22 protein-coding genes are annotated in these 22,262 nt (G+C 54.6%); 14 read left to right on the top strand and 8 right to left on the bottom strand.

Annotated features, from left to right (window positions below):
- The first annotated feature begins 318 nt into the window (after positions 1-318).
- Together rpe and F1E05_RS10435 are read left to right on the top strand one after the other, a co-directional pair.
- Positions 319-990, top strand: coding sequence for a ribulose-phosphate 3-epimerase (rpe, locus tag F1E05_RS10430; RefSeq protein WP_150048233.1), 672 nt, complete (start codon positions 319-321; stop codon positions 988-990).
- 288 nt (positions 991-1,278) lie between these two features.
- Positions 1,279-1,776: a peroxiredoxin gene (locus F1E05_RS10435; RefSeq protein WP_150048234.1), complete on the top strand. Its 498-nt coding sequence runs from the start codon at positions 1,279-1,281 to the stop codon at positions 1,774-1,776.
- Between the two features lie 50 nt (positions 1,777-1,826).
- On the opposite strand, the gene F1E05_RS10440 is transcribed toward F1E05_RS10435, so the two are convergent.
- Positions 1,827-3,059 carry a dicarboxylate/amino acid:cation symporter gene (locus F1E05_RS10440; protein WP_150048235.1) on the bottom strand — a complete coding sequence of 411 codons (1,233 nt, stop codon included), beginning with the start codon at positions 3,057-3,059 and terminating at the stop codon, positions 1,827-1,829.
- A 110-nt stretch (positions 3,060-3,169) separates the two neighbouring features.
- Between F1E05_RS10440 and F1E05_RS10445 the strand changes: the two genes are divergently transcribed.
- On the top strand, positions 3,170-3,667 hold the full coding sequence (locus tag F1E05_RS10445) for a YchJ family protein (protein ID WP_150048236.1): 498 nt from the start codon (positions 3,170-3,172) through the stop codon (positions 3,665-3,667).
- A gap of 31 nt (positions 3,668-3,698) precedes the next feature.
- On the opposite strand, the gene F1E05_RS10450 is transcribed toward F1E05_RS10445, so the two are convergent.
- A complete protein-coding gene (locus tag F1E05_RS10450) occupies positions 3,699-4,166 on the bottom strand; it encodes a peroxiredoxin (protein WP_150048237.1) in 468 nt (155 codons plus the stop codon).
- A 3-nt stretch (positions 4,167-4,169) separates the two neighbouring features.
- Positions 4,170-4,706 (bottom strand): glycine cleavage system protein R, encoded by a 537-nt coding sequence (locus tag F1E05_RS10455; RefSeq protein WP_150048238.1) that lies wholly within the window; start codon positions 4,704-4,706, stop codon positions 4,170-4,172.
- A 278-nt stretch (positions 4,707-4,984) separates the two neighbouring features.
- Here F1E05_RS10455 and F1E05_RS10460 point away from each other — a divergent pair, with 278 nt between their 5' ends.
- The 9 genes from F1E05_RS10460 (at position 4,985) to F1E05_RS10495 (ending at position 14,245) form a co-directional block, all read left to right on the top strand.
- Positions 4,985-5,989: a cytochrome-c peroxidase gene (locus F1E05_RS10460; protein WP_150048239.1), complete on the top strand. Its 1,005-nt coding sequence runs from the start codon at positions 4,985-4,987 to the stop codon at positions 5,987-5,989.
- Positions 5,990-6,109: 120 nt separating this feature from the next.
- A complete protein-coding gene (locus tag F1E05_RS10465; RefSeq protein WP_150048240.1) occupies positions 6,110-7,033 on the top strand; it encodes a sensor domain-containing diguanylate cyclase in 924 nt (307 codons plus the stop codon).
- 151 nt (positions 7,034-7,184) lie between these two features.
- Positions 7,185-9,089: a GumC family protein gene (locus F1E05_RS10470; protein WP_150048241.1), complete on the top strand. Its 1,905-nt coding sequence runs from the start codon at positions 7,185-7,187 to the stop codon at positions 9,087-9,089.
- Positions 9,090-9,220: 131 nt separating this feature from the next.
- Positions 9,221-11,293: a sodium-translocating pyrophosphatase gene (locus F1E05_RS10475; RefSeq protein ID WP_232056865.1), complete on the top strand. Its 2,073-nt coding sequence runs from the start codon at positions 9,221-9,223 to the stop codon at positions 11,291-11,293.
- Between the two features lie 18 nt (positions 11,294-11,311).
- Positions 11,312-12,559 (top strand): hypothetical protein, encoded by a 1,248-nt coding sequence (locus F1E05_RS10480; RefSeq protein WP_150048243.1) that lies wholly within the window; start codon positions 11,312-11,314, stop codon positions 12,557-12,559.
- A gap of 28 nt (positions 12,560-12,587) precedes the next feature.
- Positions 12,588-12,713, top strand: coding sequence for a hypothetical protein (locus F1E05_RS20740; protein WP_269473478.1), 126 nt, complete (start codon positions 12,588-12,590; stop codon positions 12,711-12,713).
- Positions 12,668-13,012: a hypothetical protein gene (locus F1E05_RS10485; protein WP_150048244.1), complete on the top strand. Its 345-nt coding sequence runs from the start codon at positions 12,668-12,670 to the stop codon at positions 13,010-13,012. Before F1E05_RS20740 ends, F1E05_RS10485 begins: the two co-directional genes overlap by 46 nt.
- 154 nt (positions 13,013-13,166) lie before the next feature.
- Positions 13,167-13,829: an RHS repeat-associated core domain-containing protein gene (locus tag F1E05_RS20745; RefSeq protein ID WP_269473509.1), complete on the top strand. Its 663-nt coding sequence runs from the start codon at positions 13,167-13,169 to the stop codon at positions 13,827-13,829.
- A 23-nt stretch (positions 13,830-13,852) separates the two neighbouring features.
- The gene (locus F1E05_RS10495) at positions 13,853-14,245 is read left to right on the top strand and encodes a hypothetical protein (protein ID WP_150048246.1); all 393 of its coding nucleotides are present in this window, start codon (positions 13,853-13,855) and stop codon (positions 14,243-14,245) included.
- A 231-nt stretch (positions 14,246-14,476) separates the two neighbouring features.
- On the opposite strand, the gene F1E05_RS10500 is transcribed toward F1E05_RS10495, so the two are convergent.
- From F1E05_RS10500 to F1E05_RS10510, 3 genes are all read right to left on the bottom strand, one after another.
- A complete protein-coding gene (locus F1E05_RS10500) occupies positions 14,477-14,785 on the bottom strand; it encodes a TraK family protein (protein ID WP_197737354.1) in 309 nt (102 codons plus the stop codon).
- A gap of 653 nt (positions 14,786-15,438) precedes the next feature.
- Positions 15,439-16,410 carry a DUF3391 domain-containing protein gene (locus F1E05_RS10505; protein WP_150048247.1) on the bottom strand — a complete coding sequence of 324 codons (972 nt, stop codon included), beginning with the start codon at positions 16,408-16,410 and terminating at the stop codon, positions 15,439-15,441.
- Positions 16,411-16,439: 29 nt separating this feature from the next.
- Positions 16,440-17,654: an HD-GYP domain-containing protein gene (locus F1E05_RS10510; protein ID WP_150048248.1), complete on the bottom strand. Its 1,215-nt coding sequence runs from the start codon at positions 17,652-17,654 to the stop codon at positions 16,440-16,442.
- 253 nt (positions 17,655-17,907) lie between these two features.
- On the opposite strand from F1E05_RS10510, the gene F1E05_RS10515 reads away from it, so the two are divergent.
- Together F1E05_RS10515 and fba are read left to right on the top strand one after the other, a co-directional pair.
- A complete protein-coding gene (locus F1E05_RS10515) occupies positions 17,908-18,483 on the top strand; it encodes a hypothetical protein (RefSeq protein ID WP_150048249.1) in 576 nt (191 codons plus the stop codon).
- Between the two features lie 249 nt (positions 18,484-18,732).
- Complete coding sequence (gene fba / locus F1E05_RS10520) at positions 18,733-19,755, top strand: class II fructose-bisphosphate aldolase (protein WP_150048250.1); 1,023 nt, start codon at positions 18,733-18,735, stop codon at positions 19,753-19,755.
- Between the two features lie 58 nt (positions 19,756-19,813).
- Here fba and F1E05_RS10525 read toward each other — a convergent pair whose 3' ends face one another.
- Entirely contained in the window at positions 19,814-20,707 is an 894-nt protein-coding gene (locus F1E05_RS10525) for a hypothetical protein (protein ID WP_150048251.1), read from the bottom strand.
- Positions 20,708-20,879: 172 nt separating this feature from the next.
- Positions 20,880-22,247 (bottom strand): cytochrome P450, encoded by a 1,368-nt coding sequence (locus F1E05_RS10530; RefSeq protein ID WP_150048252.1) that lies wholly within the window; start codon positions 22,245-22,247, stop codon positions 20,880-20,882.
- Positions 22,248-22,262 lie beyond the last annotated feature (15 nt).

A 22,262-nucleotide genomic window follows, 5' to 3' on the forward strand; every position in this document is an offset into this window, starting at 1 on the left:
GATTATCGGCCGGCTCGGCCCGATCTGAATACCCAGTTTGTTTGCCCGGCTAGCTAAAGCATACCTGATAGCTAACCTCAACCGATCCCGAACTTGCTGTTTCATTGCAACCCGCCATAGGCTGCATTTCGGTAAGCGGCGATAGCTAATTGTAAGCTAGTTCTAAGCTTTATGTGCATGCCGCAAATTACTTCTTCATCAGTTCGCTTCTTTACACTGCGCTTGCAGCCTAAAGGCCGTTTCGATACGATAGCGCGCTTTTTAATCGCATGGCCGTAAGTTACGCGGCCGTTTTTTATACCCGACGAGGATCAAATAATGGCCGACTTAATTGCACCTTCCATTCTCTCCGCCGACTTCGCGCGCCTGGGCGAAGAAGTGGACAATGTCTTAAAAGCCGGCGCGGACATCGTGCATTTCGATGTGATGGACAATCATTTCGTGCCTAATCTGACCATCGGGCCTCTGGTTTGCGAAGCCTTGCGCAAACACGGTGTCACCGCGCCTATCGACGTACATTTGATGATAGAACCCGTCGACCGCATCATTCCGGATTTCGCCAAAGCCGGCGCCAGCTATATCACCTTCCACCCGGAGGCCTCGCGGCATATCGACCGTTCCTTGCAAATGATCCGGGATCACGGCTGTAAATCCGGTCTGGTATTCAATCCGGCCACGCCGCTGTCCTATTTGGATCATGTGCTGGATAAGGTGGACATGATTTTATTGATGTCGGTCAACCCCGGCTTCGGCGGCCAATCCTTCCTACCGTCCGCCTTGCCTAAACTGCGTCAAGCTAGAAAAATCATAGACGACAGCGGTTTCGACATCCGCCTGGAAATCGACGGCGGCGTCAATACCGCCAACATCCGCGAAATTAAAGCGGCCGGCGCCGATACCTTCGTGGCCGGTTCGGCGATTTTCGGCAAACCCGACTATAAAGCCGTGATCGACGAAATGCGCGCCGAAATGGCCAAAGCCGGCCAATAAGCCTCGCGCCGCTCGAGCGTAATGCTTGAGCGGCTATGCGGCACTTTGGTATTTGCCGCACACCGACTCGCCTCGCCTGTTTCGATAGCAAACTACGCCGTCTCCACCTATTTCTCCGCATTCTTTCCTCGATCACCAAGTCAAGTCGCAAGGCTGCCGCAATTGAGCACTGGCGTTGAATCCGCCACGGGATTATCCTGATACACGGCAATCGCCAAGCGATGCCGCAATCCGCCGCCGTTTTCCAGCGTTCAATCGGCCGGCAACCGCTTACAAGAGGAGCAACCGATGTCACAATTATTAGAAAAAAATCAGGAAGCGCCGTTTTTTCGCGCCGTCAATCAAGACAACCAAATGATTTATTTGTCCGACTTTCGCGACGAGAAAAACGTGGTGCTGTATTTTTACCCGAAAGACGACACGCCGGGCTGTACTATCGAGGCCAACGACTTTACCGCGCTAGCCGAGCAATTTGCCGAACTGGATACCGTAGTCGTGGGCGTCAGTAAAGACGATTGCGCCAGCCACCGCGCATTCATCGGCAAATACGGCTTGAACGTTCAGCTGTTGGCCGATACCGGCGGCGACTTGTGCGATAGCTACGGGGTTTGGCAGGAAGTGGAAAAAGACGGTGTCAAAAAGTGGAAAATCGTCCGCTCGACCTTCGTCATCGGCAAAGACGGCAATTTGATGGAAGCGATGTATGCGGTCAATCCGGAAGGCCATGCCCAAGCCGTCCTGGACCTGCTGAAAGCTGCACAAGCTCCGGCTGAAGCCGAAGCCTAAAGCCCGAACGGCAGCGGCGCGGATAACCCTCCGGCCGCTGCCTGGTCGGTTTATTTGGAATTCACCAGACGTTGCACGATTAAGCTGCCGACCATATCGCCTTCCACGTTGACCATGGTCCGAAACGTATCCAGCAGCCTGTCGATAGGCAACAAAATGGCGATGGCTTCCGCCGGCAGGCCGACCGACTGCAGCACCATCACCATAGTCACCATGCCGGCACTGGGAATGCCGGGCGCCCCTATCGCCGCCAAAATCGAGGTAAAAAATACGATCATTTGTTGAGCCAAATCCAGTTCCACCCCGGCCAAGTTGGCGACGAACAAGGCAGCCGACGCTTCGTACAAGGCGGTGCCGTCCATATTCGCGGTAGCGCCTAAAGGCAGCACGAAACCGGCAATGCCGGGTTTGACATGCAGATGCTGCTCCGCACAGCGCAAGCTAATAGGTAGCGTTGCCGAACTGGAGCTGGTGGCAAACGCGGTAATCAAGGCCTCTTTGGCGCCTTGGAAAAACCGCCCCGGCGTGACCCTGGCTATTGCATACAACAGCAGCGGCAAGACTACGAAGCCGTGCAACAAGATCGAGCCTAAAACCACTGCGACAAATTCCGCCAAACTGCGCAGCACCGAAAGCTCTTGAGTGGCCAACAGCTGGGTCAGCAGCGCCAAAATCCCGAACGGTGCCAGCCGCATGATCCACGCTACCATGTTCAACATCAATTCCAGGCCCTCTTGCAACAACTGCAGAATGTTGCGGTAGCGTTCCCCGCCCACTACCAGCGCAATGCCCAATAACAATGCAAACATCACGATGGCCAGCACGTTGCCTTGCGCCAGGGCGGCAAACGGATTGACGAATAAACCGTGCAAAAAGCCGGCGACAAATTCGCCGAAGCTCATGTGTTGGGCGGCAATCTGATGCTCAGCTTGCGCAAACATCGCAAGTTGCAAGCCTTTGCCCGGTTGGAACACATTCGCGGCAAGCAGTGCCAGCAACACGGCCAAGGTCATGGACAACACGAAAAAACTCAAGGTGGAAATCCAAACCCGGTGCAGTTGCTCGTGTTGGCGCAAATTGGCTACCCCAACCGCAATCGAGGTGAAAACCAAGGGTACCAAGATCATTTTCAACAAGTCGATAAACAAGGTGCCGACCAGCGAACACAAATAAATGCCGAATTCCACGCCGGCAGCCTGCCGGCCGATAGTGGCAAATGTCAGCCCTAAGGCCACCCCAATTGCCGCGCCCACGAAGATTTGCGCGTTTAACGATATTCGCACCTATTACCTCCTATCCGATAACACTTTCCGACTCGCCGCTTCGAGCTTCACGGCCTGGCTACACAGGAAAATCCGCGTTGTTCGACGCGAATATCCGCTAAAATTTGGCCATGAACGAATCCAATCTCGATAAAGACCTTTGTTTATGCGGCTCAGGGCGTAGTTACGCGGACTGCTGCGCGCCTTATCACAACGGCAGCGCGGCGGCCCCGACCGCCGAAGCCTTGATGCGTTCGCGCTATACCGCTTACATCCAGCGTAACGCCGAATATTTGCTGGCCAGTTGGGATCCCGGCAGCCGGCCGATTGCCATTGACTTCAGCAAAGAAACCGCCGATTGGCAACGTTTACAAATCGTTGCCTGCAAAAAAGGCGCGAGCGGCGACCGAAAGGGTATCGTGGAATTCAAAGCCTATTACGCTCAGGACGGGGTAGCCTGCGTCATGCATGAAATCAGCCGGTTCGTGAAAAACGGCGCGCACTGGCAGTATTTGGACGGTGTCATCAAAGCCTCCGGCAAAATCAACAATACCGTAGACACGGGCCGCAACGCCCTATGCGCCTGCGGCAGCGGCAAAAAATTCAAACGTTGCTGTGGCCGGGCTTAATCGCTTCGCCCCTACCGCACGCCGTTGTTCGCTATAACGCGAGTACGGCTTGCAGCACCTCTTCGGCATGGCCTTTGACTTTTACCTTACGCCACTCTTTTTGCAGCACGCCCTGCTCGTCGACCAAGAAGGTACTGCGCTCTATGCCGCGTACCTGTTTGCCGTACATATTTTTCATTGTGATGACGTCGAACAGCTGGCACAAACTTTCCTCCTGATCCGCCAATAAATCGAACGGAAATCCCTGTTTGGTTTTAAAACCCTCGTGCATTTTCACGCTATCGCGCGACACGCCGAGAATCACCGCATTTGCCTGTTCGAATTGATCGCTCAAATCCCGGAAGGCTTGACCCTCTTGAGTGCAACCGGGCGTGTTGTCCTTGGGGTAAAAATACAAGACCAGCCGCTTACCGCGGAAATCGGCCAGGGCCAGGGTTTTATCGCCGGTGGCCGGCAGCTGAAAATCGGGAACGGCTTGTCCAAGAGTTACGGTAGTCATGGCTTAACGTTTAATAGGTTCGAGAATGGCGTCGATATTCAAACCGTCGCAAAAATCCAAAAACTCTTCGCGCAAAGACAAGATGCGCACATGCGGCGGAACGAGCAAGGTAAAACGCGTGGAAAACACCGCGTTGTCGGCAATGGCGGCGGGATGCAAGCTGGCTTGAATTTCGTCTATCAACACGCCGCGTCCGCATAAAAACGATGTCACCGCATAAAGCAAATCGCGTTTTTCCACCGAAATCGTCTCCAGCGTATAAGGCACGCCTTTTTCGTAAACCGGCTGTTCCTGCTCTTGATCCTCCGGACGTAAAAAGGCGACTTGCACGTGGAAACGATCGCCCAGGGCCGCCAGCAAACCCTCCAGCTTGGCGACGTGATTCCAATTGCCTTCCACCAATATGTACACGGAAGTCAGTTCGATCAGATTGGCGGTTATCAACTCCAATACGCTGCATTGGCAAGTGCTGATCGCTGAAAGTATTTCGGGAAGAAAGCCCTCGGTCTTGTTGCCGAGAACGCTGATTGCAAGCTGCATATGTAAGATCCCTGTGAATAGTGTCCAAAAGTGTAACATCAATCGCATAGGCTTAAACTACCGAGTAGCGAGGAACCGATTTCTCCGCTTATGCAGGGGTAGTCGCACGGCCGAATAGGCAGGAAAAATCCGAACGTGCACCGGCCGGACATAGGCTGAACCGGCCGACGAACTCGGTAGGACTCGCCTTGAGTGCGAGCCGAATAACATTTACCTAGTCCTTGGCAATACCTTACAATTTGAACTCGTTACTTACAATAACAACTTCGGAGGATGACATGTTTAAGATTCAGTTACTGGTCTCTGCAATCGCTTTGGCCGGTTCGCTGTCCGTGATGGCGGCGGACGCCTTGCCTACCACTGCTCCGGCTCCGGCCGACAACCCTACGACACCGGAGAAAGTAGCGTTGGGGCAAATGCTTTACCACGACCCGCGCCTGTCTTCAACCGGTACCGTAGCCTGCGCGTCTTGCCATAACACCATGGCCGGCGGCGAAGACAACCGGCCGAATTCCATGGGCGTCAACGGTCAAACCGGCGGACGTAGCGCGCCTACCGTTTGGAATGCGGCGTTCAATGCCGTGCAATTTTGGGACGGGCGCGCCGCCAGTCTGGAAGAACAAGCCGCCGGCCCGGTCACCAACCCGATAGAAATGGGCATGAAAAGCTGGGACGACGTGGTTGCCCGCCTAAAAACCATCAAGGGTTACCAAGTTGCGTTCGAGAAAGCCTTCGGTCAAAACTCGATTAGCAAAGATAACGCCACCAAGGCCATAGCGGCTTACGAAAGAACCCTGATTACCCCCAATAGCCCTTACGACAAATACGTCAGCGGCGATACCTCCGCGCTGAGCAAACAGCAAGTACGCGGCATGCAAAAAGCCGTTGAACTCGGATGCACCGGTTGCCACAGCGGTCCGGCATTCAACGGACCGGGAAGCTTCCAAAAATTCCCAATGCATAAAAACGGCTATTTTGAAGCGCAATACCACTTCAGCAAAGACAAAGGCTTGGCCGAAGTCACCAAAAAAGACAGCGACGAACATTTCTGGAAAGTGCCGACTTTACGCAATATCGCTTTGACCGCGCCTTATTTTCACAACGGTTCGGTACCGACCTTGGACAAAGCCGTCAAGCTGATGGCTAAATTGCAATTGGATAAAGACCTGCCGGACGAAGACGTTGCCGACATCGTCGCCTTTCTGAATGCGTTAACCGGCGAATTCCCGGAACAAACCATGCCTAAACTGCCAGCCACACCCGGCTCTACCTTCAATCAATAGATCGGGCCAGCGGAAAAAGGGGACATGCAAGTCCCCTTTTTTTGCCCGCCTTAGCGTTTTACCGGACCTGGCCCGCAAATCCGTGAGCCGAACGCGGCTCGCTCACCCGCATATTTAAAAATGTTTGACACCCAACCCTTTTTCCAATGCCTGCTCAACAGCATCAGCGATAGCATCGCCGTCATCGATCGGGAGGGGGTTATCCATTACACCAACAAGAGTTGGGACAAATTCGGTTCCGACTCCGACAACTTGTTGCCCAGGAGTTGGTTCGGCAGCAATTACTTGAAAGCCTGCGACGACGCGGCCCGAGCCGGCGACCAGCTGGCCGCGCGAGCGTCTGACGGCATCCGTAGTGTGATCGGCGGTCTCAAAGAGTCCTTTCTTTTGGAATATCCTTGCGAATTTCAAAATATTCGCTATTGGTTTCAAATGCAGGTCAATCCTTTGGAATGCGTAAGTTCGGGCTATACCATCATCGCTCATCAAGACATTACCGAACGCAAGCGCACCGAAGAACAGATATTGGCACTGTCGAAAATAGACTGCTTGACCGGCATTTCCAACCGCCGCCATTTCGACGAATTCTTGCGTAGCGAATGGAAGCGCTGCCAGCGGCAAAACCAGCCGATTTCGTTGGCGATGCTGGACATCGACCATTTCAAGGCCTTGAACGACAACTACGGCCACGTGTCCGGCGACGAATGCTTGAAAAAAATCGGTGCGGTACTGAGCCGTTATACCCGCCGGCCCAGCGATTTATGCGCACGTTTCGGCGGCGAAGAATTCAGCGTAGTACTGGGTAACACCGCACTGGACGAAGCCGAACAAATCGTAGAATCCCTGTTATCCGATATTCGCTCGTTAAAAATCCCTAACGTCAAGTCTCCGATTGCGCCTATAGTCACAGTCAGCGCCGGCTTGACGACCGTTTGGCCCACTCGGGATATCGACGAAACCAGCGGAGTGGAAGCCGCCGACATCCTGTTGTATGCCTCAAAGGCCAAAGGCGGCGACCAAATCAGCTGCCGGATTTTAGCCTGAAGGTTGCGATGGGTTGCCGTCTGCCGGCCTCCGTCATCGCACTGCAGCAATGTTCTGCAAAGATACGTTAAAGCCGCTCAGCCCGCTTGCCAAATTCCCGCGATTGGAGTTAGGTTAGGTCACTCCATCTTACCGAGGCCGAGGTTAAATCATGCACGAACAAACCGTCGAATTCCGGCCCGTATTGCGCAATACCTCGCGCATCAGCCGTAGCAAACTGTTTTTCGCCGTTTTTCTGATCAGTTTGGCCGTCTCGCAAACCGCCGTGTTCATGCAAACGCCGCAATATCGCAGCTCCGCCACCCTGCTGACCACCTCGGCAACCGACCTGGACCAAGCCAGTCCGGCGGCGGATCTGCAGCACCTCGGCATACAAACCGAAATCCTGCTAGGCTCCGCGATTATGGAAGCGACCGTAGAACGCTTGCAGGAAGTTACCCGCCACGCCGAATCTTGGGAGCCGCAGACTTTACGCCGTCAGTTCTCGGTCTCGGCCGAGCCGGACACCAATTTGTTGCACCTCTATGCGGATGGCCCGGAACCTAAACGTCTGGAGTTGGCCCTGGACGCTTGGATAGCCAGTTACCTGAAAGTACGCGGCGACGCTACCGCGGAAAATTCCGACAAATTGGCCGGTCAATTACACGGGCAACTGGAGCGTACCGAACGGCAAATCGCCGAGCAGCGGCGCCGCATCGAACAGTTCGGCATGCAACACAACATTCTGTCCGCCGAAAGCGGCGACAACCAAGCGCACGCCCGCTTGCAAGGCTTGAATAAAGCGTTGAACGACGCGCTGGCGGCGGAAGTTGGCAGCAAGGCCAAACTCGATACCCTATCGGCCGCCATTAGCGAAGGCCGGCCGGTGGTAGCGGAGTCGGATTCGCAAGCAATGGCGGTGCTGTTGCAGCAAGCCGAAAAATTGCGCGACCAGATGGCGGAGATCGAAGGCCGCTTCACCGCCGACTATATCGCCTTGAATCCCAACCTGAACCGAGTGCGCGAGCAATTGGCGGAAATCGAACGCAAAATCGCGGCGAAATCCGAGCAAGGTCAACACATGGCATTACAAGAAGCGCAAAACGCTTATCTGGCCGCCAAACAATCGGTCGCCTCGCTAAAAGCGCAACTGAACGCCCACAAACAAGCGGCAGCCGAATACGCCTCCGGCTTTTCCGAACAGCAAGCGATGCAGCAAGATCTCGCCAATTTGGAAACTGTGGCGCAAGGCATCAAACAGCGTTTGGCCGACATCGACATCAAACAACGGCAAACGTATCCGCAAGTAGAAGTCGTCTCCTGGGCCAGCTTGCCGGATCGGCCGATAGGCCCGGACTATCCGCTCGAAGCCGGCTGGGCGGCCGGCGGAAGTTTCGCCTTGGCGCTAACTGTGGTACTGCTTTGGGAATTCTTGCGGCGCGCCGAACAACCTGAAATTCCCACTGCCAAAAGCTTGGGTTGGCGTCCGCCGGCGCAGGCCCAACCGGCCTTGGAAGCCGCCTATTATCCCGCCCAAAATGGATTGGCCGGCCCTACTTTTGCTGCGCTGCCGGCGGTGGATGGGCCGACCGAAATGAGCCGGAACGAAGTGCTGGCGCTATACCGCGGTTCGGAGCCGCCGCTGAACGCCGTGGTGGCTTTGCTGTGCAACGGCTTGAGTTTGGCCGAGATCGTCAGCTTAAGTCCGGACTGCTTGAACGCCGAAACCCTGATGATCATGGTGCCGGGCCAACGCAACCTGCCGATGACCGCCGCGGTCGCTCACTTGTGCCGGCTTGGCGCACACTTTACCGAGTGGCCACGGGCCGAGGCGCTGGATAGTCTGTTGTGCAGTTTTGCGATCGACTTCGGCTTGCCTACGCCGCAAGTCAATGCGGAAGCCATTCGCCACACCTATTTACTGTACTTGGTGCGCCAAGGCATCAAGCTGACCGATCTGAACAAAATCGCCGGCGCACTGAGTTCGGAACGCCTGCAACTATTGAGGCGTTATTCGCCAGCACTGGCCGGCCTGCCCTTTCAAGCCATAGACCTGGACTTCATCCCACCCGCTTGACGCGCATTGCTTACGCGGCAAATTCGCTAAACGTCAAGGCTTGGCATAAAATTCGGCTGTCCTATTACAACAACCAACAACGGGGTAACACTGTGGCAGACGCATCGCTGGCAATCGTTTTCGCATTGATCATGGCTTTGGCCGGAATCGGTTTCGTACTCTGGCAGCTGCGACGAGTGCTGGCGTATCCGCAGGGCAACGACACCTTGCGCAGCATTGCCGCGGCGATTCAGGAAGGCGCCGCGGCGTTTTTGCATCGCGAATACCGAATACTGGCGGTATTCGTCGTGGTGGTTGCCGGCATCATCGCCGGCTTTTTGCAATGGCAAACCGCCGCCGCCTTCGTACTTGGCGCCGTGGCTTCGGCCGGCGCCGGTTACCTAGGCATGTATACCGCGGTGCGCGCCAATCTGCGCACCGCCGAAGCCGCCAGCCATAGTCTGCAACTGGGCCTGAAAGTCGCCTTCGGCAGCGGTGCCATCATGGGCATGTCGGTGGTCAGCTTCGGGCTGCTGGGTATGACCTCGCTTTATCTGATTTTCGCGGACGACCCCAACCGGCTCAGCTATATTACCGGCTTCGGTTTCGGTGCCAGCAGCATCGCCTTGTTCGCCAGGGTCGGCGGCGGCATTTACACCAAGGCCGCCGACGTCGGCGCCGATCTGGTCGGCAAGGTCGAGCAAGGCATACCGGAAGACGACCCGCGCAATCCGGCGGTCATCGCCGATAACGTCGGCGATAACGTCGGCGACGTGGCCGGCATGGGCGCCGATTTGTTCGAAAGCTACAGCAGTTCGGTCATCGCCTGCGCCACGTTGGGGCTGACAATAGGCGCCGAACAGGCCGGCGGCTATGTGGCTCTGCCGTTCCTGGTCGCGGCGGCCGGTATTGTCGCCTCCTTGTTCGGCATCTTCATCGTGATTGGCGAAAAAGACCTGCATGTATCGTCCACCTCTAAATTCGCCGCCTTCTTTTGCAAATACGTCAAACACGTCGACGAAAACGCCAGTTTGAAAGATTTGCTGGACACCCTTAGACACTCGGTTTGGGCCTCGTCCGCCGCGGTATTGCTGTTAAGCCTGCTCACCGTTCTCTTGTCGGGCGTCAGCTTTTACTACTGGCTGGTGATTCTGGTCGGCCTATTGGCCGGCAACGGCATCGCCCATGCCACCGAATACTACACGGCCTACACCGAAAACCCGACCCGCTCGATTTCCGAAGCCAGCGAAACCGGTGCCGCAACCACCATCATTCAAGGCTTGGCGGTCGGCATGATGAGCACGGTGTTTCCCGTGATTATCGTCGCTATCGCTATTTTGCTGAGCATTTGGCTAGGCTTCAAAGCCGACGGCAGCTTATCGGCCGGTCTGTACGCCGTCGCCTTGTCCGGGGTCGGCATGCTCAGCACCTTGGGCGTTACCCTGGCCACCGACGCCTACGGTCCGGTGGCCGACAACGCCGGCGGCATCGCCGAAATGAGCCATATGCCGGCCGAAGTCCGCCAGCGTACCGACGCCTTGGACAGCTTGGGCAACACCACCGCCGCCACCGGCAAGGGATTCGCGATCGGCTCGGCGGTACTGACCGCGCTGGCGTTATTGGCCGCTTACGTCAGCGCCGCCGACGTCGAACAATTGAATTTGCTGGACCCTACCATGCTGCCCGGCATCCTGATCGGCGCCATGCTGCCCTATTTGTTTTCCGCGCTGACCATGATGGCGGTCGGCAAAGCCGCCCATGCGATAGTGTTGGAAGTGCGTCGGCAATTCCGGGAAATTCCGGGCCTGATGGAAGGCACGGCCAAACCGGATTACAAAACCTGCGTCGGCATCAGCACCAACAGCGCCTTGCGGCAAATGTTGCCGCCCGGCCTAATGGCTGTTACCGTGCCGTTGCTGATCGGTTTCGTCTTGGGTAAAGAAGCCCTGGCCGGTTTATTGATCGGTACCACCGCTTCCGGATTTTTATTGGCCGTAATGATGGCCAATGCCGGCGGTGCCTGGGATAACGCCAAAAAATGGATAGAAACCGGCCAATTCGGCGGTAAAGGTTCCGACGCGCACAAAGCGGCGGTGGTCGGCGATACCGTCGGCGATCCCTTCAAAGACACCTCCGGACCGGCGCTAAACATTCTGATCAAATTGATGAGCATAGTCAGCCTGGTGTTCGCGTCGGAGTTCGGCGCCGGCTGGCTCAGTTTTTAAGGTAAAAGAGTCGAACGCATGAACAGAATCGTTAATTTCCTTGTCGCGCTGCCGTTTATCCTCAGCCTGAGCGGCTGTTCCAGCATAGGCAAGGGCTTTGCCGAAGCCTTGCTGGAAAAGCAGGACGAAGAAGATACCCGTTTGTGCGAAATTACCGGCGAACGCTTCAGCGGACTGAAACCGCAACTGGAAACACCGGGCCGCAAGATGAAAGTGCTGATGGTGCACGGAGTCGGCAATCATCTGCCCGGTTATTCCACCCAATTTTTGGAGAAGCTGTCCAAGGAACTGGACTTGCCCGTCACCGCCAAGGCATACAAAAACATCACCCTGGCCGATCCTAAAGCCCCGGACAAGCGTCTGGGCAATTTACGCATCAATCGTTATTTGGATAAAGACCAGCAGCAAGAATTGCTGTTTTACGAACTGACCTGGTCGGAAATCACCGCCAAAGACAAGGAAGTGCTGTCCTACGACAACTCCGGCGAGCAGTCCTTCCGCCGTGCCGAAGTCAACGATTTGCTGAAAAAGTTCTCCAACGACACCGGCCCCGATCCTATCATTTACTTGGGCGAAAAGCGTGACGACATCCTGACCGCGTTCGCGCAGTCGTTTTGCTGGATGATCAACGGCGACTGGAACAGCCTGCCGGACGACGTGCACCAAGTCTGCTGGTCCAAAAACGTCACCCCGTTCTACAACGACAGCTACGCCTTCGTATCGCACAGCCTGGGCAGCCGCATCACCATAGACGGCTTGCAGAGTATCGCTTCCATTTTGGCGAACAACGACAACGCCGCCTATTCCACCGCCTTGTCCAATGTTTTGAAAAACAAATCGGTACCGATTTACATGATGTCCAACCAATTGCCGATGCTGCAATTGGGCCGCAAGATTCCGCCCGTCACCAACCGGCAAGCCGAATACTGCCAACCGGAAGGCGGCAAGTATGCGGAGCGCATTTTAGCCCGGACCAACATCATCGCCTTCAGCGATCCTAACGACTTGCTGAGCTACGCCCTGCCCCACGATTTCGTCAACAAATATTTCGACTCCCGGTTGTGCATAGACGTGACCAACATCAACATCAACGTGGCGAAAATTTACGACGCATTCGGCTTGGGTAAATTGGCTAATCCGCTCGACGCCCACGTCGGCTACGACACCGACGACCGGGTCATCGCGCTGATCGCCAAAGGCATTGCCAATCCCTACACGGCACCGATCGTCAACGAACGTTGCCGTTGGATTAAAACCATCGAGTGAGCCTAGCGTTCGACAGCGGGCCGACCGCTTGGAATCCGCATCGAGCGGCGCCGAGGTACAAACCTTCGGTTACGACGACATGGATCGCGTCACCGACGCCTTGGGTAATTGGGCCGGCAAACCTTTGCTTACGACGCCGTCGGCAACCGCCTGAGTAAAAGCGAGCCATCGGGCCTGACGCAATACGGCTATGGCGCCAACAACCATCGCTTGGACAGCCAGACCGGCACGGTTAACCGCAGTTACCAATACGACGCGGCCGGCCATTTGCTCAATGAAGGATCGCTCGGGTTTGTCTACGACAACAGCGGCCGGCTGCTGGGCGCTCACCTGTCGGGTACGCCGATCAGCGTGTACCTTCACAACGCTCTGGATCAGCGGGTGGCCAAATTGACGGTGAACGGCCCCTCGGTATCCGTCTACGACGAAGCCGGACGCCTGATCGGCGTATAGCGAAAGCCGGTTAACCGAAACGATTTGGCTGGACGACATCCCGGTCGCGCTACTCAAATCGCAAAGCAACGGCAGTGTTGCCTTAGCCGGTTACATCCATACCGACCACCTGGGTACGCCGAGAAAAATCACCGACCCCAGCAGCAATACCCTGATTTGGCAATGGCAAGGCGCACCGTTCGGTGAAACGGCAGCCAACGACGACCCGGATGGTGACGGCAACCACTTGGCCTTTAACCTGCGCTTCCCTGGGCAGTATTACGATACGGAAACGGGAAAGCATTACAATGTCCACCGAAATTACGACCCGGCGCTGGGCCGGTATATCCAGAGCGATCCGATTGGGTTGGCTGGCGGAATTAATACCTATACCTATGTTGGGAATAATCCTATTTCAAGGATTGATCCGTCTGGATTACATTGGTCTGACAATGCAATTGATGGGATTCTCAATAGTGATTTATATCAAAATTTGATTAATCGAATAAGACCACCTAGCCCAAGTAATCCTCCAAACGCTGATATTCAAAATTATATGCAGCAATTTAGAAGTTCAAATACTTTAGATTGTTATGAAATTTCAAGAAAAATATACGATTTTGCAAAGGGCGGTAATATTTTGCATGTAGAACCGGTTGTACCTGGCATGCTTCTTATTCCAGTCAATAAAGGTTACTATCAAGGCTATTACCATGATGTTTATACGGATGGTCAGTATGTTTATGACCCTGAATTCGCATCAACACCAATCCCAAAAGGAGATTGGACTCGCATAATTAAAAGCATAAACCCAACTGGCGTAACTATTTCTAAGTGATTTATAGGTAAATTTGGACCGATATGCACGTTAAAAATATTTCGGAAAACGATTTTATAAAAGTGCTTTCTCAAATAGGAGAACTAGAAAATGCACTTATTCCAGTTATGGCATCGGACTCTGATAAATATATTGCACCAGTAGTTAAGTGGCGCTGGAAAAACGAAAAGGCAAATCTTGAGGCTGAATTAAAAGAAATAGTAAATAGATATTCTGGGATGCGCTGGTATATTAGTAGGTCTGAAGGTGGTAGTTGGTTTCTAACTATTAAACAATTAATGACCGAGTTAGAAGGTAATATAACCATGCAATTTCAAGACTTTTTAAATGAATGGAGTAAAATAAATTCTGACATCTGCTTACAAGCCCATGAAGAAATTTTGCTTCTCGCAAAATATATTGCGACTGAAATCTAAAGGTCGTACGGCCGTACGGCGGATTAACTTTGTGCCGGGGTGTAAGGCAATGGGATGGACTCCTCCCACCTAGCGGCATCGAACTCGATAACGTGCGCTAAATTTGATGGCCGATAGGATGTGCCGACGCAAGGAGGCGCATCGCTCGCGACCGTTGCGCCTCGCCGCTGGCTCGGTACAACCTATCCGAGGTGTGTACCTTATCGCCCGTATGTCTTACGGCCTTACCCATCAAACCAAATCCTCCTTGTTAGGGTTCGGATTCCACACAAACCCCTTGACCTTGTCCGCCGCCTGCTTGGCGGCGGGCTCCGGCTTATCGCCCTTTGCCTGCCTTCGCGTCTGCCCCGGATTCAAAATCAAGCTATTCGCATACAGCCGGAACGCCTGATAGCTGAACGGCACTTTGCCTTCCTCGTACAACAGCCGGTAAATCTGCGCCACCGTCCAGCCGTCGTCCAAGGCCTGTTTGATCTCATCGCGCAACCTCATAAACAGCGCCCGGTTATAGCCTCTGGCGTTTTGTTTGTTTTGCAGCACCTAGTCTGCCAAGCGTTCGGAAAGCGGTTTTTCCGAAGCCTTGCCCGATAAATTCTCGTTCATCAACTGTTCAAAAACCGTTCACAGCCAAGGGTACGCTCCGCGTACCTTATGGCTTTTCCCAGCGGGAAAGGCCCCCCATTTGGTACGCATTGCGTACATCCATCTATGACTCGGCCGTCGATTTAATCTCACTATCCGGCTCGAAACGGCCTAAGATCGCGGGTGGAAACCACTGACTCGCCGTGGCGCCAGTGACTTTGTTGCTTGCGGGGTAGCGAAAACCCTTAGCCCTTTCCAACTATAGCTTTCGAGACTCAACACCTTCACGGTCGGCATTATCCGTTAGCATTATTCCTCGCCAGTACCTACGCATCAAGCAGCCTGCTACCAGGCTGCCTGCAAGGCTAGATACTCGGCAGTTACCGGGCCGGGGTCTCACCCGCCAGATTAAGCGGCATTGCCCAGCCGCAACAGGCTTTGCTAATCGGAGCTTGTAGATGGCGATGAAAAACATGCTGGACGATACCTACATTACCGACCGGGTGAGCGGAATTCAGCCCGGCGCGCCGCGCTTGGTGCAAGCGGGGTTTAAATGCGAATTCTAAACGTCGCAACCGGTACAAATTTAGCGATAGGCGGGGGTGGCCCGGCTAGCTGTCAGTTTGGCGTTTGGCCTGCTGTGTCAACAGATCTAAGATGGGCTCGTCGGCCGCTAAAATGCGCGCAATGGCTTGCGCTTTGGCGGCCGACAAATAAAGTCTTAATTCCTGCGGATTTTCCAACAAACGTTTATGCGGATCGGTCAGTAGCCGCACCGTTGCTCGCCGCGGGGTTTGTAGCCAAATCGTCTTCACCATGGCCAGTTCGCCGCCATTCAATTCTACGATGTCGCCCGGTTGGTACAGCCCCAAAGCGTCAATGAAATGCGCCGCCAGTTGCGGATCGTAGGTTTTGAGTTTTGGACCGGCCAGTAAGGCCGCCGCGCCGGCAAATCCCGACTCGCGACCGGACGGAGTTTCCAGCGACAAAGCGCAAAAGTCTTGAATAAAGTTGATTGCGTTTCGGTTATCGCTAGCAAGCGCCGCGGCCGGGTCTGCATCACTTTCCGGCAAAGCGGATCGAAACAGGCGCAAACCATCCTTACACAACTGCAACGCTTCTTCTTGCTTGGCTTTCCAAACCAATCCCAAGGCTAACAGCAATAGCGCTTTCGCCAGGTCCGCCACTTGCCGGTCCTGCAAGATTTCGGCTTGCAAGCATAAAAGCAGCAGATCGTCGCCATGGGTTTTAAGGCCGGAATGCAATTGCGCTACGATCCGGTCGCCGCCGTCTAAGGCCGAACAGTGTTCGTCCGGGCCGAAGGCCTTGTCTAATTCGGCCGCACAATCAAATAGCCAGACTTGCAGTGGCTCGGGGGCGGGCATCGTTTGCACCGGCACCCAATCGCGGCCTTTTTCGGTATCGATTTTAACCTGCCGGCAGTAGGCTTGAATTTGCTGAACGTCGGCCAGGGAGACAAGCAAAAACCGAGTCCGGTAGAACGGCAAATCCCACCAACTCCGGTCGAATCCGCACACATACATCCCGATGGTTAATTGCTTGGCATCGATGATTTTAATCATGCCGCTTAACTCCGTTGCGCATGAGAAAGCTAAATACTCGGATAAGATTGGGTAAATACCCCTTGTTGCTGCAGCGCGATCAAATCGATCCCATGCTCCTGCGCTCTGACGATTTGCTTGATCCGATACGGCTGGCCGCGTTGATCCAGCGGCTTTGCAGCTAAATCCAGTATTTTCCGCTCGCAAGGTTCGAGGCGCTCGTTCAACAAAATCAGTAATTTCGGTTTCAACCGGTCGTTGCGGTTCTGTTCCACCACCAAAGCCACCTCGCCGCTACTCAATTCCGCCAAATTGCCTTGCGGGTAAAACCCGATGCAGTTGATAAATTCGGTCACATAGCTGCTGTCGTATTCCTTTTTCATGCCGTCGACCAGTATTCCCAAGGCTTTTAAATGCGGTATGCCTTTTTTATAAATCCTATCGCTGGTAACCGCGTCGTAAGTGTCGACCACCGTCACTATCCGCGTGTACTTGGACAGCGTAGCGCCCTCCAAACCGCGCGGGTAACCGCCGCCGGCCAATCGTTCGTGGTGGCAGTAAGCCACGTCCACCGCTCCCGGATAGAGATTGCGGGCCGACATCAAAATATTGCGGCCCAGTACAGGATGGTTGCGCATGATGACCAGTTCCTGTTCATCCAACCTGCCGGGTTTGTTCAGAATGTGCAACGGTACTTTCATTTTGCCCACGTCGTGCATCAAACCGCAAACGCCCAGGTCCCGGAGCTCGGCAATAGGCAAGCCTAATTCGCGCCCCAGCAAAATCGCCATGACGCAGACATTCATGCTGTGTTGCGCGGTGTATTCGTCCTCTTGTTTCAACTGCGTCAACAACAACATGGCGTCGCTTTGCGCCAACACGGCATTCACGGTGTTTTCCACGGCTGCTTTAACCTGCTCCACGCTGAACGGATTGCCGAAACGGATGTCGTCCAATACCGTTTTGATTAAGGAGCCGGTCTGTTGAAAGGTAGTGGCGGTTTGGTCGAAGGCCCTGGCAAAACTGAGCTGGGTTTTAGCGTCCGTGGCGCGGGTTGGGATATAACCGTGTTGTTTTTTCTGCAATTTGACGTCGATAAAGACGTAATCGCAAACCTTTTGTATGGCTTGAATATCGGCTTGAGTACGGATATCGACCACATCCAACAAAAACGGCGAACGTTTATCCAGGGTTTCGAATCCGGTCACACGCATGCCGATTCTTAATTCATTGACGTGTATACGGGTCTCGTCTCGTTCGCTCATAAACCAAGTGAATTAATATTTGCTAATACAAATTATTTTACTGCATGGCGAAGCGCGGTCCGCCGTTAAAATCCGTGACACAACCATCATCACGACAAACTGCTTATAGACCACAGCGGTTAAAAATTCCATTGCCGCTTATAAGGAATGGTAGACGCGAAAATCCGGCTTGAATATACTCGCCGTCGCTACATTCAAACTGCTGGGCCCGTAGTCTCACGATAAAAAAATTAGTGCAAATCAGGAGACATGCATGAAATTTCAATTCAACACAGTCGGTTTATCGGCGTTAGCCTTGCTATTGACCAATCAGGCGGCGCCAGCAAGTACATGGACTTTACCCGATTCCGCGTTCCCATTGTCCGGCGGCAGTTATAGCGTTTCGTTCGATTCCGCTTACGCCGGTGCGGCCTCGTTGAGTTTCGATTTGCGCGGGCATTTGACGCTGGACGGAGCCGGTAACTGCTGTAGCGATACCTTCATACTGTCGGTGAACGGCACGGAAATTTTTAGCGGTCAGTACGCACTGGGCGGCGGCGGCGAGAACGTCAATTTGTTTGCACCGGCGGGTAGCAGCGTCGATACCACCCTGACCTACCCGAACGAAGTCACCGGTAACGGCGGCGAAGTTTTGATCGATACCTGGATCAGCCTAATCGCCGGCCACAATGTCATCAGTTTCGACTACGGCGATTTGCAAGGCCTTTCGGACGAAGGCTGGGGCGTGAGCAATATCGAGGTCATCTCCAGCGTGCCTGTGCCCGCGGCACTCTGGTTGTTCGGCTCGACTTTGTTTGTCTGGTCCGGATTGCGTAAAACGCGCACCTAATCTACCCGGCGAAGGTTGCCCGTCGCAAATCCCGACCCCGATGGGCGAGTCCAACCGTCCATCGCAGTCGATAACTCCGACACCTTAATCCCCGCTAACGTTAAAATTCGCCATTCAAGCGAATCAAACAGGCATCGCCGCGTGATTCCGACGGCGGCCCGCCTGCGCTTTTATCGCGTTGGCTGCCGGTTTATAAGCTTGCCGGTACGACACACTTTTCTCGCAACATCCATTCCTGGAGTATTCGAAATGGCGTTAATCGCGCTAAGACAACTATTGGACTATGCCGCCGAACACGGTTTCGGCGTGCCGGCATTCAACGTCAGCAACATGGAGCAAGTCCAGGCCATCATGCAAGCGGCCGATGCTTGCGACAGCCCGGTGATCATGCAAGGCTCGGCCGGAGCCAATCGCTATGCGGGGGAGATTTTTCTGCGCCATTTGCTTCAGGCCGCGGTCGAGCGCTATCCGCACATCCCCGTGGTCATGCACCGCGACCATGCCCCGACCCCGGCCGCTTGCGCGCAAGCAATCCAAAACGGCTTCAGTTCGGTGATGATGGACGGCTCCTTACTCGCCGACATGAAAACCCCGGCTTCGTTTGAATACAACACGGCTGTGACAGGAAGCGTCGTTGCAATGGCACACGCTTGCGGGGTTTCCGTGGAAGGCGAAATCGGTTGTTTGGGTTCGTTGGAAGCCAGGCCGGACGCAGAAAATCCGCCCGACCACAGCCGATTGTTGACCGACCCGGACGAAGCGGTCGCATTCGTCGAACAGACGGGCGTAGACGCGTTGGCGGTGGCAATCGGCACCAGCCACGGCGCCTATAAATTCAGCCGGCCGCCTACCGGCGACGTGTTGGTGACCGCCCGTCTGCAAGCCTTGCAACGGCGCTTGCCGAACATGCATTTCGTCATGCACGGCTCCAGCTCGATACCGCAAGAGTGGTTGCAGGTCATCAACGACTACGGCGGCGATATTCCGGAAACCTACGGCGTACCGGTAGCCGAAATCGTGGAAGGCATCCGCTACGGGGTGCGCAAAATCAACATCGATACCGATTTGCGCATGGCCTCGACCGGCGCTATCCGCCGTTTTGTCGCCCAAGCCGACAACGCCGCCGAATTGGACGCCCGTAAGATCTACGCCGCCGCCCGCGACGCGATGCAAGCCTTATGCGCAAGCCGTTATCGAGCGTTCGGCAGCGCCGGGCACGCCGGTAAAATCAAAGCGTTGCCGTTGAGCGAGATGGCCAAACGCTATCGCTGACCTCGTTATGCAGAGCCGGGCAGACATTCGAAGCGGACGGAAAGCAAGCGCGCACCGATCAAGCTTTGCAATAAGACGGAATCCACGTGCGCTCAATTAAATGCTCGGCCAAGCCGTTAAAATCGAAACCCTCGCCATCCCGGATCATTTGTTCGATGTCGAATAACCGGCCGACTTCCGGTATGTCGGCGAAAAACAGCTTATAAAACGGCTTGACCAACCATTGAGAAATTTTAATGCCGACAGAGCCGATGAAATTGCGCCGTTGCCCGACATGAGCGATTTCGTCGACGGTAATTTCATCCAAAATGGCTTTCAATCGTTCGCAGACTTCCGGTTCGTCGGCCAACACCTCGTCGAACAACCGATATAAATGACAGTAGAAAGTCACCCCCATCAATTCGGTTACAAAAGCCGGTGCATCCATCAAAAAGCCCGGCAACTTGGGAAATTGTTCGTATATCCATTCCTGATACGGCGGCAGCGGTTGCCATTCCACTTTGTCCAAGCCGCAGGTCAGCAACATTTCGTGAAAAAAACGCACATGGCAAAACTCTTCCGCCAAATGGACCCGGCTGATTTTATCTTCCACGCTGTGCGAGTTGGCCATGTCGGGTACCACGTCCCAGGCGCCTTTGATGCCGACCCACTCGTGACGGGCAAATTTATAAATGCCGGTGAGCAACAAGGTTTTTTTATCCAAACTCGCGGGATCGTCCTTCAATTTGACGCAATTGCGGTAAAACGCGTCCGGGTCGGCCAACGGCGTGCGCAGTCTGACCGGGTTGTCTTGAAAATATTGCAACCTGGCGCGCTTGTTGGCCAAATCCTGTTCGGCTTCGAACAACTCACCGCTGTGTTGCTGGGAGAACGCCCAATAATTTTCGAAATTGTCTTGGCGTTGTTGCGCGGTGGACGGCGAAAACACTGAACGGTATTTGACGGATGTCATGAACTATTGCTCCGGCTTTTGGAATGAATCTCGCATCATACAAGCATCGCCCGGTGCGCTCAATCGCGCTGAAATGACGGAAGTGCTTGAACTTGCGCTAAAAATAACCTGACAACGCGGTAGGAAAAGCCGCCCGGTATAGGCTGCGGACTCTATCGCCGGGAATTCGGCCTCAGCCGGCGGCCTTTATTTTTCCTGTAATCGGCCTGTCCGGCTTCAGGGTAATCCCTATCGCTTCTTGGGCGCAGATGTCGGTTTGGAAGCTGAACACCCGAAAAAACTCGGCGATGATCAACAGCATTTCCAATTCGACGAAGTGCCGGCCCAAACAATTGTGCAAACCGCCGCCGAACGGAAAATACGCATACTTGGGGTGCCGGTCCGCGCCGTCGCCGGTAAACCGCTCCGGGTCGAAGCTATCCGCTTGATCCCAAAAGCGCGGATTGCGATGCGTGGCATACATGCTGAACATAATCGTCGTGCCTTTGCGAATGGTGTATGGACCTAACCGGATATCCGCCGCCGTTTGATTGGACAATGCGGTAGTTGGCGGATAAAGGCGCAAGGTTTCCTGAATCGCCGCTTTGGTATAAGGCAACCCGCTCAACACCTGAGCCGCAGTAGCGTCGGCGGGCAAGGCGCGCACCTCGGCCCCGACCTTTTCCCGCACCTTCGCGTGCTTGCCGGTCAGATAGAAGAACCATAACAAGGTATTGATGGTGGTGTCCTGGCCGGCGTAGAACAAGTTGACCGCCTCGTCCTGCAGCAGGGCTGCGGACATTTTATAGCCGGTGTTACGATCTTCGGCCTGCATGAACAGCGAAATCATATCCTGACCGGGAACAGCCGGCCTGTTGTCGATTTGCTGCCGGATGAAATCGCGCAGATAGGCCACCGCTTGCCGGTACCGCCGGGTTCTCAGCGGCAGAAAGCGCTTCAGCCGGCCGAACATGATTTCGGTGCCCAATTGCGGTAGCAGCTCTTGGCTGATGGTATCTATCACCCGGATCAACTCGGCGCTGTTACTCAGCTCGTCGACCGAGCGGCCCAATAAAATCCGGATGAAGATGCGTTGAATCAACAGCTTGATCCGCGCGCTCAAATCCACCTCGGTTTGCCCGGCAGTCTGCATCTGCCGCAGCATCGCCCGGGTTTCGGCTGAAATGATAGACTCCCAGCTTTTGACGGCATCCTTGGTAAACCACGGCTGCAGCAATCGCCTTTGCTTGCTCCACAAGTCGCTACGGCTATTGACTAAGCCGTCGCCGAAAAAGGTTTTTTTGGCTTCGTAAATAAAATCCCGGTTCAACAAGCCTTTGCCTTCGTAACCGTACAACTGCTCGATGGCCGCCGGGTCGCATACGAACAAAATCCGCTTCGCGAAAAATCGTCCCAGCACCAGATCTCCGTGGGCACGGTGTATCGAGGTCAGCGCGGCGATCGGTCGTTTAATCGAACGCAGCATAGGCAAAATGACCGAATGTTCCTGAAGCGGTACGGCTTGGCCAGGGTTGGTCGGCGGCGAAATGGTTGAATGCATAGTCGGTCTGTCGAG

It is taken from the genome of Methylomonas rhizoryzae (assembly GCF_008632455.1).
Classification (GTDB): Bacteria; Pseudomonadota; Gammaproteobacteria; order Methylococcales; family Methylomonadaceae; genus Methylomonas; species Methylomonas rhizoryzae.

Coding starts and splice junctions, on each gene's coding strand:
- rpe (WP_150048233.1), top strand. CDS start 319: ATGGCCGACTTAATTGCACCTTCCATTCTCTCCGCCGACTTCGCGCGC.
- F1E05_RS10435 (WP_150048234.1), top strand. CDS start 1,279: ATGTCACAATTATTAGAAAAAAATCAGGAAGCGCCGTTTTTTCGCGCC.
- F1E05_RS10445 (WP_150048236.1), top strand. CDS start 3,170: ATGAACGAATCCAATCTCGATAAAGACCTTTGTTTATGCGGCTCAGGG.
- F1E05_RS10450 (WP_150048237.1), bottom strand. CDS start 4,166: ATGACTACCGTAACTCTTGGACAAGCCGTTCCCGATTTTCAGCTGCCG.
- F1E05_RS10455 (WP_150048238.1), bottom strand. CDS start 4,706: ATGCAGCTTGCAATCAGCGTTCTCGGCAACAAGACCGAGGGCTTTCTT.
- F1E05_RS10460 (WP_150048239.1), top strand. CDS start 4,985: ATGTTTAAGATTCAGTTACTGGTCTCTGCAATCGCTTTGGCCGGTTCG.
- F1E05_RS10465 (WP_150048240.1), top strand. CDS start 6,110: ATGTTTGACACCCAACCCTTTTTCCAATGCCTGCTCAACAGCATCAGC.
- F1E05_RS10470 (WP_150048241.1), top strand. CDS start 7,185: ATGCACGAACAAACCGTCGAATTCCGGCCCGTATTGCGCAATACCTCG.
- F1E05_RS10475 (WP_232056865.1), top strand. CDS start 9,221: ATGGCTTTGGCCGGAATCGGTTTCGTACTCTGGCAGCTGCGACGAGTG.
- F1E05_RS10480 (WP_150048243.1), top strand. CDS start 11,312: ATGAACAGAATCGTTAATTTCCTTGTCGCGCTGCCGTTTATCCTCAGC.
- F1E05_RS10495 (WP_150048246.1), top strand. CDS start 13,853: ATGCACGTTAAAAATATTTCGGAAAACGATTTTATAAAAGTGCTTTCT.
- F1E05_RS10505 (WP_150048247.1), bottom strand. CDS start 16,410: ATGATTAAAATCATCGATGCCAAGCAATTAACCATCGGGATGTATGTG.
- F1E05_RS10510 (WP_150048248.1), bottom strand. CDS start 17,654: ATGAGCGAACGAGACGAGACCCGTATACACGTCAATGAATTAAGAATC.
- F1E05_RS10515 (WP_150048249.1), top strand. CDS start 17,908: ATGAAATTTCAATTCAACACAGTCGGTTTATCGGCGTTAGCCTTGCTA.
- fba (WP_150048250.1), top strand. CDS start 18,733: ATGGCGTTAATCGCGCTAAGACAACTATTGGACTATGCCGCCGAACAC.
- F1E05_RS10525 (WP_150048251.1), bottom strand. CDS start 20,707: ATGACATCCGTCAAATACCGTTCAGTGTTTTCGCCGTCCACCGCGCAA.
- F1E05_RS10530 (WP_150048252.1), bottom strand. CDS start 22,247: ATGCATTCAACCATTTCGCCGCCGACCAACCCTGGCCAAGCCGTACCG.